This is a genomic window from Mucilaginibacter sp. P4_G9, assembly GCF_056400985.1.
Map to the genome: position 1 here is coordinate 1 of NZ_JBFUKF010000166.1, position 11,560 is coordinate 11,560.

Sequence of the window (11,560 nt, forward strand, 5' to 3'; positions counted from 1 at the left end):
GACGGTAATCGACTTCGAAACGCTTTTTAAAAACATCTTATCGGCACTTAAAAGCAATATAGAAGCGCTTGATGCTACAATAGAATTTGATTTTAGTAAGTGCCCGCAAATAAGTTATATCCCGGCATATATGGAAAGTATTCTGCAAAACCTGCTTACCAACGCTTTAAAATACAGCGATCCGGAAAGGAAGCCTGTTATTAAATGCAGTACACTGAAAGACCGCAATCATATCTATCTGTTTTTTGAGGATAACGGGATGGGTATGGATATGGAGCGCTATGGTGATAAAATCTTCGGGATGTATAAAACTTTTCATCAAAACCCCGATGCCAAAGGTATTGGTTTGTTTATAACCCGTAACCAGATAGAGGCACTCGGCGGCACCATTAAAGTAGACAGTACGGTAAATATCGGTACAAAATTTACTATCAGATTTGTATAACAATAATTATACAATTAGTAGATGAAGCAAAAAAAGGTGCGAAAAACTAATCAATTTAACAGGGAAGGAGCAATCAGAAACAAAAAATTATAAGTATAGACCTTGATAGTTCAAGACCTATACTTATATAGTTTTTGTTACTCAATGTAGCTTTCCAGTATTTTAAAGCCACCTGTGGTTTCCAGTTCAACCTTATCAATGCTTTTTGGCAGCAATATACACTCGCCCATTTTAACGGGATAAGTTTCGCCATTATAAGTTACGTTATAAGCACCCTCAACACAAACGTGAATCACAAATGAGTCAAGCGAGGTGTAATCCTTTGAAGTGCTCTTATCAAAATCCAGCAAATTGGTAGTAAAGTAAGGGCAGCTTACCAATTTAACAGTCTCGTTTTTTTCGGGCTGATATTTGGTTTTATATTCAGGATAATGCTTATAATCAATGGCTGCAAGGGCTTCCTGGGTATGCAGTTCGCGTTTGTTTCCATGGTCGTCAACCCTGTCGAAATCATAAATACGATAGGTTATATCTGATGTTTGCTGTATTTCGGCAATTAATAAACCCTTACCAATAGTATGTACACGGCCGGCAGGTAAAAAGAAAACATCACCGGCGGTTACATCTTCCTTATTTAAAATATCCATGATATGGCCGCTGTTCAGCTTATCGAGGTAAGTTTGCTCGTCCAGTTCCTGATTGAAGCCGGCAATCAGTGTCGATCCGGGATCGGTTTCAATAACATACCACATTTCAGTTTTACCGAAGGAATTGTGGCGTTTTTTGGCCAATTCATCATCAGGGTGCACCTGGATTGAAAGATCGTCATTGGCATCAATAAACTTCACCAGTAACGGGAAAATATTACCAAAATGATCATAGACCTTTTTACCAACCAGTTCCTCCTTATATTGTTCCAATAAACTGGCAAGTGATTCACCTTCCAGGGCTCCGCCTGCAACTACAGATACATCAGATTTTACGCCCGATATTTCCCAGGTTTCGCCGCAGTTTGGCAAATCGCCAAAATCTTTATGCAGATAGGTTTTGATTTTTTGACCACCCCATATCTTATCTTTGTATATGGTTTTAAATTTTAATGGATATAATGCCAACATCGTGTAAATTTTAACCGCTAAGTTAAAAGTTAAATTAAAAAAGCCCTAAATAACTTTCGAACATAATTGATTGGAGTAAATAAGGATTGTTGATTTATTTCTAATGTTTTTAAATTCAAACATCCCCGAAACAAAATAAGCCGCCCCTTTTTGAGACAGCTTATTTTGTTTTATATGCCAAATAACTTAAAAGTCGCTTAGCAGGTCCAGTTTTTTATTATTGTATTCTTCCTGCGATATCAAACCATTATCGAAAAGGGTTTTCAGCTTCTTCAATTTTTCAGTAAGCTCATCAGGCTTTGGCGTTTCATGAACTATTGGGGCAGGGGCCTGAGGTACAACCGGGGCTGGTGCCGGAGGTTGTGGAGCAGCTACAGGTGCTTGCGCAGCGTACACCTGTTGCGCGGTTGAAGCATGTGCTGCAGCCGGATTTTCAAATTGAATAGAGCCAGACTCCGCACGTTTTTGTTCCAGATCGCGCAGGCGGCGGGCTTCACGCTCAACCTCTTTACGTTCTTGGGCATATTGGTATAATTTACGGCCTTGTATTTTAGGCAGGTAATCAACAGCCATCTCGGCACCGTTGGTGGTTTTTACACTGAATATGGCGCCAATTATCTCTTCCTTGGTGTATACATCAACAATATCCTTCCACACAAAATCAACAAACTTTATAGAAAGGCCAAGATTTGCCGGGGTAAAAAACAATATACGTTTGTTGGTTATGGCTATGCAATCAGGAAATAAATTTACCAATGGTTTTTTCTGAACAGCAATATATATTACCTCTTCACCAGAAGAAAGCAGGTCGACCAAACGGGAATAAACTTTTTCAACCGTTTTTGGATCTTGTTCCTCGTTTAAAAATTTCTCAATCATGTTATTAGCATTTATGATGCCCGCAAAAATAATGATAATACTTCAATTGCCTATAAGTTTTAAGCAATCAGCAAATTACAACCCCGTATGTCGCTTTGATCAAACCTTCCTAACACTTCAAACGAGCCATCAGCATAGGTTTTACCCAGGTCCTGTGTGGCAATGAACGCGCAGGAATTAATATTAGCCAGGTCCATCACATTGATCCCACCGGTTTTACCAGTGGCTAACGTACTTATAGGGTCGTTGGTATCGCGTATGACGATCTTCATCCAGGGTGGGCATTCAAAAATACCCTCGCCTTTTGAATAGGCCTGTGAAAGTAATTCGGTCATACCGTACTCGGAGTGAATGGCGCCAACCCCAAATCCTTTGCATAAAACTTCGTGGAGTTCCTCACGGATCATTTCTTTACGCCGGCCTTTCATCCCCCCGGTTTCCATCACAATAAGTCCGGGGAAATTAATATGGTAATTCTCAATAAAATCAAGCAGGCCAAAAGTAACACCAATTAATAGGGTAGGCTTTTGGGCATCCTGTTGTTTTTTAAGCTGATGATAAAGCTCATCATGGTTATACAAAAAGAAGCCACTATCCGGGTTGCAGGATAGTTTGATGAGCTCATCAACCATATAAATCAGCGATGAGCCTTCCCGCTCCAGGTAGGATGGCAGCAGGGCCAGCACGGTATAATCTTTTATGTCGCCATAAAACAATTTAAACGCATTTTTAAAACTATCCTCATACCAGGTTTTATCGGTTACATAATGGCTGCTGGTTACCATCCCGGTAGTGCCCGAGCTGGTGAACGTCACCTCAACGGGTGCATTTATGCTGAGCACCCGGTGCGATTTAAAGAACTCTATAGGTAGAAAAGGGATTTGATCTGCAGTGGTAATTTTTGTGGGGTTGATTTTTAACCCTGTAATAAATTGCTTGTAAACGGCGCAGTTTTGGGCCTGGTATTTAAAAATCTGCAGTGCCGCTGCTTCAAACTGCGCTTTGTTATCTATTGAAAATACCTGTTGTTTATTAGGGAGACTCATTTAATGCAAAGATAGGTAAATGTGCAGATGTGCAAGTTTCAGATTTGTAGATTGCCCGACCCGAAATAGAATTAAAGAATTAACCGGATTTAAAAATTCTTTAATGGGGATTCATATACAAATTCTAAAAGTTCTTTAATCCGGAGGATTTGGTTCAGACAAAATCTCCGCAAGTTCCGGGTTTTAAACCGCTCCGGATAACTGCACTTTTGAGTTGTAATAAAATAACATTATGAACAAATTTAAAATAGTACCGCTTTCAAAAGCCTTGGTTCAACAGATAAAAGCAAACATGACCGATGATTTTGATAACCCGGTTGTGGAACAACTGGCTACGGGGCTGGGACCCTGCCGGATATCCTTAAAGCCATTTAATAAGGGTGTTGATAAGCGTTTGTTATTTAAGCATTCGCCTTTTGAGGTAGAGAATGCTTATAACCAGCCCGGCCCGGTATTTGTAAATGCAGCGGATGTGGATGAGTACAGTGGTGTATTTCGTTTCCCGCCGGAGATTAAGGCTAATAAACAAAGTTTTCCGTTGTCGCTCATTGGTTATAATTGCGATCAGATGATGGTTTTAACCCAGCTTGTTGGCGATGCGGATGTTGATGAACTAATAGGTGAGATTTTTGATAAACATCCGGAGGTTGAATACTTACATGCCCGTAATGCACAGGCTTGTTGTTTTATCTGCAAAGTTGAACGGGTGTAAAGTCATGGTTAAATAATTTAATTGTCAAACACCTGCACGTTTTATGAGTTGGTTACGTTAATTGTTAACATTGCATTTTAACTAACAGACCCCAATGAAAACATTGAAATTTTTAAGATTTCCGTTGATATTAAGCCTTTTTTTTGTGCTGGTATCGGCAAAGGCCGCTGATAAAGAAACGGAAAGAATACACAGTTCGGCCAACGTATTGAAGGATTTTAGCCAGATGAAGGAGAGTATTCCCAAAGAGTTAATAAAGGAGTACGAAGGCATTGTCATTATCCCGAAACTGATCAACGCGGGTTTTGGAATTGGCGGCAAGCGGGGCAAAGGAATAGCTATGGTAAAGCTGGCCGATAGCAAATGGAGCGACCCTGTGTTTGTAACCCTTACAGGTGGCAGTGTAGGTTTCCAGATAGGTGTACAATCTGTCGATCTGGTTTTGGTGTTTCGTCATAAAGATGTGTTAACCAAAATCAAAAAAGGTAATTTTACCATCGGTGGCGACATATCTGCAGCGGCAGGCCCGGTTAACAAAAACAAATCTGCTACTACAGATTACAAAATGGAGGCCGAGATCTACTCTTACTCACGTAGCCGGGGTTTGTTTGCCGGTATTAGTGTCAATGGTTCGGGCCTGGCTATAGATAATATATCAAACAGCAATTTTTACGGTAATGACGATTCATCGCAGGATATTTTTGCCTCCGCAAAAAATAATTCCGATGCTGTTAATGTGCTGAAAGAAACATTAGCCGGTTTTTAAAGTGCTAAAAAAGGCGTGTATTTTAAGTAATACTTGCTATCAATCACAACTTTCAGATAATTTAAAAACAACGGTGAGTTTTTAAGGTTGAATATTTAATGGTAATAATTGTAATTAAATATTTGACCCCATGAAAGCACTGAAATTTTTAAGGGTTCCGTTAATACTGAGCCTTTTCTTTTTGTTGATCTCTGCAAAGGGAGATAAAGAAACAGAACGTTTACATAATTCGGCCAATGTGTTAAAAGAGTTTGGCAAAATGAAGGAGAGCATACCCCGTCAATTGTTACAGGAGTATGAAGGTATCATCATTATTCCTAAACTGATTAATGCAGGTCTTGCTATTGGCGGCAAGCGCGGCAAAGGTGTAGCTATGGTTAAATTAGCTGATGGAAAGTGGAGCGATCCCGTGTTTGTTACGCTTACAGGTGGTAGTTTTGGCTTACAGATAGGGGTGCAATCTGTCGATCTGGTTTTGGTGTTCCGCCATAAAGGCGTGCTTACGAAAGTAAAAAACGGCGATTTTACTATTGGTGGCGATATATCGGCAGCTGCCGGTCCGGTTGGGCGTAGCTCCACTGCTAACACCGATTATAAACTGGAAGCCGAGATATATTCCTATTCGCGCAGTCGTGGTTTATTTGCCGGGATAACTATCAATGGCTCAAACCTGGCTATTGATAAAACGGCCAACGCCAACTTCTATGGCCATAACAATTCATCAGCAGATATTTTTGCTACGTCGAAAAACAAATCTGAAGCTGTTAGTGTACTGAAAGAAACTTTAAGATCACTATAATAAACCTGCCCATGCGAATGCCCGTCAGCAATGCCGGGCATTTTTTTGAACTTATTTTTCGAGCGCTTTTTTCAATAACAAGCCCGACAGCGCCGCAAACCCCGCAACCAAACCGCCAACAATGCCGCTGATCACCAGTATAAACCCCCAGGAGGGCAAATGGAAAAGTTCGGCTATTCGTTTAACCAACAGGTGGTCGTTGGGAATACTTTTGAAGAGGGCTAAAACTATCCAAACAATAAACACTGCGCCAAACCCGGATATAAAGGCCTGCCCAGGTGTTTTGCCCGCAAAAAAAGCGGCAAAAAAAGCCGCGATAGCCACTACCCACCAGGGTAAAAAGAAACCGCTTGCAAATGAAAGTATGAGTATAATAAGAAATAACATAGTTTTTATTTTTTGTTACTGATAGTTAAGGTTGTTTTGATGCGATTTGATTTTTCATCCGGCGATTGCATAAAAAGCAATTCTTTAAGCTGCCCGTTTTGCCAGGTTTTTAACATATCATCATAAAAAAAGCTACCAGGGTTGCCGCTTTCTCCACCGGGTAAAATGCCATAGCCCTTTACAATAGGCCCCATTTGTACTACCATGCGCCATGATGGACCGTGCCCGTTGTTCAAAGCGTTAACCGTAGTGCCTGTTCCACCTGATTCAAAATTACCCGAACTTAGCGCTTCCTGGCCGGTTAAGTGCGAGATCTCCATTTTTTTAACCAGCCCCCATTGCCACCTCTTACCTGGTTTTCCGTATTGGCGGGTGAGGCTGTCAATAACACTGGTAAAAGCCTGGTTAATAATATCGGCACAGTTTTCCTTTGCAGGAGTATGGATATTATCAAACCATTTTGAACCCGGTTCTTTCTGGATGAGTTGTTCGGTTCGATCCATCGAAGGATAGTTGGTCTGCAGGTCTTTACCGGCAAAATCATCGCCCCAGATCATATTATAAATTTTCAACCACCAGGAGTTGAAAATGGTAGCGCCTGTTGAATTTATTGAAAAGTTATTATCCCAGGTTTTTACCATATTTAATGCAGCCAACTGGGTTTGGTCCAACTTGGATGCATCAATATAACTGAGCAGTACCGGTAAATTATCGTGTGCCCGGACGCTGTATACATCTGTTTGCAAAATGCGCATACTATCAATGGTAGCCTTTTGCATTAGACTAAGCCTGTCATTAATGCGCTTACCGCGCTGGTACGGCGCAAACGACCAGTTGATATAATAAGGATAAGTTTGATCTGTTGAGGATTGATTGGCGGAGCTCACAAATCCTCTCGGTGGATTTTTAACGGTGGGGTTCTGGTCAAAAGGGATCCAGCCATGCCAGTCGTTTGCAGCGTCGCTTCCATCCAAAATAAATTTACCCTGATCTTTAAACTTCAACGGGAATTTACCGTTAGGTGTAATAGCGATATCATTATCCCTGCTGGCAAATACAAAGTTTGATGCCGGGGCATTAAAATAAGTGAGCGCCTTGCGATAATCATCATAGTTTTTACCCTTGTTCAGGATGTACATGGTCATCAGTTCGTCCGATTCATCATGGGCTATCCATCTCAGGGCATCGCCGACAGGAACAAAATCGGGAGTGTGAGCTGTTATTTTACTTTTATCCTCATAAACAACCGGCCCGTGATGGGTATAAATAACAGTGTCATATAATGGTTTTTGCCCGCGGATATTGATCACTTCAACCCTCCGGCTGGTTTTGTTCCATTGATTATTGTACCAGTATTCGTTCTTTTTATCATCCTTAAATTTAACCTGGTACCAATCAAGCACATCAGCATCAACATTGGTAATGCCCCAGCTGATGTTATTATTGAAACCGAGGATAACGCATGGCGCACCGGGCAAACTCACACCGTAAACATTTACACCAGGAGCGGAAAGCTGCACCTGGAACCAAATGGATGGATAGGTAAGATTCAAATGCGGATCGTTCGCTAAAATGGGATAACCGTTGGCTGTTTTGCTGCCGGCAACCGCCCAGTTATTACTGCCAATGCCTTCTTCTTTTACTACCCGTTTTGCGTTAGCATTCATCGAAGCTAAAAAACTGGCTGATGGTTTTGGGATAGGCAAGGGTTTAAAACTCCATTTGGTGCCCGCCGGGATAATGGGGTCTTCCCTGAAGGGATAATCAGGAAACAGATCATTAGTAGCGTTGGCGCCAAACCGTTTCAAAATGTTGCTCATCRCAAATTCGTTTGATCCTCCAGCCAATGTCTCTGACATTAGCTTTAATAAAAATGCGCAGTTGATAGGTTTGAAATCTTCAGGGGCATAATCCAACAGCTTAAATTCAAGCGGGTATTGCCGCGGTCCAAGCTGATGTATGTAAGCATTTACACCAGCAGAATAAGCTGTTATCATTTCAGCTATCGGCTTATCGCGCATCATGGCTTTCAGCGTTTTTTCGGCCCCGTAAACCATGCCCATACGACGATGGTAACGATCTATCTCTAATGCCCGCGCGCCGGCAATCTCTGCCAGCCTGCCTGCAGCGCTACGGGTTTGGATGTCCATTTGCCAAAGGCGATCGGTTGCCGTTACATAACCCTGGGCATAGTACAGGTCATGTTCGTTTTGGGCAAATATGTGGGGGATACGGTTCTCGTCATACTTAATGGTTACTTCAGCCTGAAGCCCCGGCAGGTTTAATGTGCCGGCAGTTAAGATATTCTTGCTCTCGGCATTTTGCCAAAAACCATCCGCCGGACTTAAAAACTTGCCCAGGGGGGGCACCGAACCAAATTTTGTTTGTAAGGCCCAAATAAGGGTCAATGTAAAGGCAATGGATAAAAATGCTTTTATAAACTTCATTAGTGTGAGGTATAATGCCTATAAAGTTAAGGTTTTAATATACTTCTTCAAGCTTTGGTTTGCGCTTCCTGTAATGTTTTTTACGGGGTTTGTTTTCGAGGCTATCAGGCTTACTTTTGTGGTAAGCCGGCTTCTTTTCGCGCCGATACTCCCAGGGTGCGGTAGGATCAGGATCGGCCCAAAGCCCGAGTTTGTTTTCGCGGGCCTGCAATTCGTATCCTGCCAATTCAGCATTTTGTGAATACTGTTTATACTGCCAGGCAAAGCCATTTTTCACCAAAGCATAATTTACGTTGGTGCCATCTTCTAAAATTACCAGGGCTACAGTGCGGCCATAACGGTCATGCACGTTGCCTACCAGTTTTACGTACCTGGCAAAGCAAATATCGGATGTAAATTTTTTAGCAGCCTGTCCAAATGCCTGCGTTTTCTCGGGACAATCAACCTCGGCCAGCCTTACAGTCATTTCCTGGTTATCACTGCTGAGTAAACCAAGGGTATCACCATCTTTAATTTTTACAACTTTATAAAGGTTATCCGGTTTACGGTTACAACCCCACAGGGAAAAAAGGATAATGACAAGGAGGGAGGTGGAATACTTTTTGAACATCTGTTACAAATGTGCAGATTTCAGATTTCAGATGTGCAGCTGATGCATGGATTTTTTTGATTTTTTGTTTGACCCGGGAATTTTGTCTGAACCGGAATTTATCGAATTTACGAATTTTTGGAATTCTGACAATTCCTTAATTCTATGAATTCCGGTTCAGACAATAATCAGACAAAGCCATCTGCGCATTTGAAATCTGCATATCTGCACATCAATCCTCATGCAGACTCACCACATTCCCATCGGGATCTTTGATGTTCAGGAATTTTCCCCATGGGGTTTCATCTACTTTGCCAAGCTGGATACCTTTTGCGGTGAGGTCTTCTATATCGGCATTAAGGTCATCGGTTTTAATAACAAATCCACGGGTGCTGCCGGCCGGCATTTCTGGAAACCAGTTTACCAGCGTAATAGAAACTGCCGAGCCCGGGTAAGCCATCTGGATCCACTGCGATTGGCCGGGACCGAAAGGGGCCTCAACCAGGACTTCGAAGCCAAGTTGCAGGTAAAACTCTTTTGCTTTTACCTGGTCGGTAACCGGGATAGAAATAATTTCAATTGCTTTCATGTTATTTGGTTTTATGTTTTTGGTTTAAAGGTTCATGGCGTCGACTTGCAGGTTATTCAAGTTTATAGGTAACTTATGGGTTATGCAAGTTTTTTTATTCTTTTTCGATCGCCGTTTAACTCGGTTTTGTAGTTCTAAAAAATCAATAATATCCGGTGTCAAAAGGTTAATTTAGTATTAAGGTTCAATTGGTTATATTCATAGTTTGATAAGCATATTTCATAAAATCATGTTGACAAGTGATGATCAGTTTTATGGTAACCTGCGGGTTAACAACATCCCGCTTGGCGAGCTTTTTATTAAGGACGATCTGTTTAAGGATGTACCAGATGATTGGCACATTATTATTACAGATATTAAAAGTTCAACCCTCGCGGTGCTTGCGGGCGGTTCTCAAAATGTAAACCTTATCGCCACGGGCAGCATCGTTTCGGTGCTTAATATTGCTTTAAAAAATCATATAACTGTTCCGTTTTTCTTTGGCGGTGCCGGGGCAACTTGCCTGGTGCCCTCCTCAATTATTAATGATGTTATGAGTGCCTTGCTATTGTACAGGGACAATACAATGACCAATTTTGAAATGGAGCTGCGTACTGGTACCGTAGCTGTGAAAAAGGTTTATGAGCAGGGGTATAAACTGAGGATAGCCAAATTCTGCATGTCCGAGGCATTTTCAATTCCCATTGTTTTGGGCTACGGTTTAAGCTTTGCCGAAAAAACGATTAAAGGAAATGACAGTAAACCTGACTACGCCGTCCAATTAGAGGAGCTTGACCTGACAGGGATGCAATGCCGCTGGGATGCAATTGCCCCGCCGCAAAACACCCATGAGGTAATTTCATTGTTAGTTGTGGCATTGCATGAAGACCAACAGCCCGATGTTTTCAGAAAAGTCATTTGCCATATCGATGAGATCTATGGCGATCCAAAAAAGAGACAACCCATTTCGGTAGCGAAGCTCAGGCTTAAAATAACTGTTGACAGAATTGAGACCGAAATACGTGTGAGAATGGGAAAGGTCCGCTTTTTTGAACTGATGCAAACCTGGCTTACTAATTTATACGGGTTTATTTATTTCCGAACGGAAAAAGGAAAGCACTATTTGAATAAACTGGTCGAAATGTCGGATACGCTGGTGATAGACGGGAAAATAAATACGGTTATAACCGGTACATCATTTCAACGCAAAGCATTGCAGGATGCTTTAAATAAATTGGAAAATAATGGTGAGTTGTATTATGGATTTCATGTAAGCCGCGAATCGGTAATGTCATGTTATGTAAGGGATTGGGACGATGGTCACATCCATTTTGTAGACGGGGCCGATGGTGGATATACCATGGCAGCCAAATTGATAAAGGCCAAACTGAATAAATGAGTGAGAAGAATGTGTAAAAGGCTATCAACCTCATTACAGCAAATAAATCAACGGCCTGAATTACCTTAATGGAACTTTATTGTTATAACTTTGTTGTAGCTTAACATTGTTATAACATACCTCGATATGAGTAAGTTCACTATACCCGATAAAGTACTGTACGTATGCACCGGCAGTAAATGCGGCAAAAGGGGCGGCAAGGAGATGTACAAACTGGCCAAAGCATACATTAAACATTATCATGGTAAGGAAGAAATTGAAGTGATAGAAACAGAATGTACCGACAGGTGCAAATTTGCCCCGGTTTGCAGTATTCAACCCGGCAACACCTGGTTAAGTGAATATAAGGCGAAGGATGTATTGAAACTGATGGATTTGATTGAATAGGAGGACAGACCCCTCTAA

13 protein-coding genes are annotated in these 11,560 nt (G+C 41.5%); 6 read left to right on the forward strand and 7 right to left on the reverse strand.

All coding sequences use genetic code 11. The features are described 5' to 3' along the window. On the forward strand, positions 1-445 hold a 445-nt coding region (locus AC1DPZ_RS15030; RefSeq protein ID WP_477404745.1), incomplete at its 5' end, for a sensor histidine kinase. Between the two features lie 137 nt (positions 446-582). On the opposite strand, the gene AC1DPZ_RS15035 is transcribed toward AC1DPZ_RS15030, so the two are convergent. The 3 genes from AC1DPZ_RS15035 to AC1DPZ_RS15045 all read right to left on the reverse strand — a co-directional run bounded on the left by AC1DPZ_RS15035 (position 583) and on the right by AC1DPZ_RS15045 (position 3,488). Next, complete coding sequence (locus tag AC1DPZ_RS15035; protein ID WP_477404747.1) at positions 583-1,563, reverse strand: type I phosphomannose isomerase catalytic subunit; 981 nt, start codon at positions 1,561-1,563, stop codon at positions 583-585. Between the two features lie 186 nt (positions 1,564-1,749). Further along, positions 1,750-2,442 (reverse strand): PH domain-containing protein, encoded by a 693-nt coding sequence (locus tag AC1DPZ_RS15040; RefSeq protein ID WP_477404749.1) that lies wholly within the window; start codon positions 2,440-2,442, stop codon positions 1,750-1,752. Positions 2,443-2,501: 59 nt separating this feature from the next. After that, positions 2,502-3,488, reverse strand: a complete 987-nt coding sequence (locus tag AC1DPZ_RS15045) for a LuxE/PaaK family acyltransferase (protein WP_477404751.1) — start codon at positions 3,486-3,488, stop codon at positions 2,502-2,504. Positions 3,489-3,720: 232 nt separating this feature from the next. On the opposite strand from AC1DPZ_RS15045, the gene AC1DPZ_RS15050 reads away from it, so the two are divergent. The 3 genes from AC1DPZ_RS15050 to AC1DPZ_RS15060 all read left to right on the forward strand — a co-directional run bounded on the left by AC1DPZ_RS15050 (position 3,721) and on the right by AC1DPZ_RS15060 (position 5,765). Continuing rightward, positions 3,721-4,200 (forward strand): DUF1203 domain-containing protein, encoded by a 480-nt coding sequence (locus tag AC1DPZ_RS15050; protein ID WP_477404753.1) that lies wholly within the window; start codon positions 3,721-3,723, stop codon positions 4,198-4,200. Positions 4,201-4,294: 94 nt separating this feature from the next. After that, positions 4,295-4,966 (forward strand): lipid-binding SYLF domain-containing protein, encoded by a 672-nt coding sequence (locus AC1DPZ_RS15055; RefSeq protein WP_477404755.1) that lies wholly within the window; start codon positions 4,295-4,297, stop codon positions 4,964-4,966. 130 nt (positions 4,967-5,096) lie between these two features. Beyond that, positions 5,097-5,765, forward strand: coding sequence for a lipid-binding SYLF domain-containing protein (locus AC1DPZ_RS15060; protein WP_477404757.1), 669 nt, complete (start codon positions 5,097-5,099; stop codon positions 5,763-5,765). A gap of 51 nt (positions 5,766-5,816) precedes the next feature. On the opposite strand, the gene AC1DPZ_RS15065 is transcribed toward AC1DPZ_RS15060, so the two are convergent. The 4 genes from AC1DPZ_RS15065 to AC1DPZ_RS15080 form a co-directional block, all read right to left on the reverse strand. Further along, complete coding sequence (locus AC1DPZ_RS15065) at positions 5,817-6,152, reverse strand: hypothetical protein (RefSeq protein WP_477404759.1); 336 nt, start codon at positions 6,150-6,152, stop codon at positions 5,817-5,819. A 5-nt stretch (positions 6,153-6,157) separates the two neighbouring features. Beyond that, positions 6,158-8,599: a penicillin acylase family protein gene (locus AC1DPZ_RS15070; protein WP_477404761.1), complete on the reverse strand. Its 2,442-nt coding sequence runs from the start codon at positions 8,597-8,599 to the stop codon at positions 6,158-6,160. A 34-nt stretch (positions 8,600-8,633) separates the two neighbouring features. Continuing rightward, the gene (locus AC1DPZ_RS15075; protein ID WP_477404763.1) at positions 8,634-9,209 is read right to left on the reverse strand and encodes a thermonuclease family protein; all 576 of its coding nucleotides are present in this window, start codon (positions 9,207-9,209) and stop codon (positions 8,634-8,636) included. Positions 9,210-9,420: 211 nt separating this feature from the next. After that, complete coding sequence (locus tag AC1DPZ_RS15080) at positions 9,421-9,777, reverse strand: glyoxalase superfamily protein (protein ID WP_477404765.1); 357 nt, start codon at positions 9,775-9,777, stop codon at positions 9,421-9,423. A 229-nt stretch (positions 9,778-10,006) separates the two neighbouring features. On the opposite strand from AC1DPZ_RS15080, the gene AC1DPZ_RS15085 reads away from it, so the two are divergent. Continuing rightward, complete coding sequence (locus tag AC1DPZ_RS15085) at positions 10,007-11,155, forward strand: DUF3095 family protein (protein WP_477404767.1); 1,149 nt, start codon at positions 10,007-10,009, stop codon at positions 11,153-11,155. 126 nt (positions 11,156-11,281) lie between these two features. Further along, entirely contained in the window at positions 11,282-11,542 is a 261-nt protein-coding gene (locus AC1DPZ_RS15090; RefSeq protein WP_477404769.1) for a (2Fe-2S) ferredoxin domain-containing protein, read from the forward strand. Positions 11,543-11,560 lie beyond the last annotated feature (18 nt).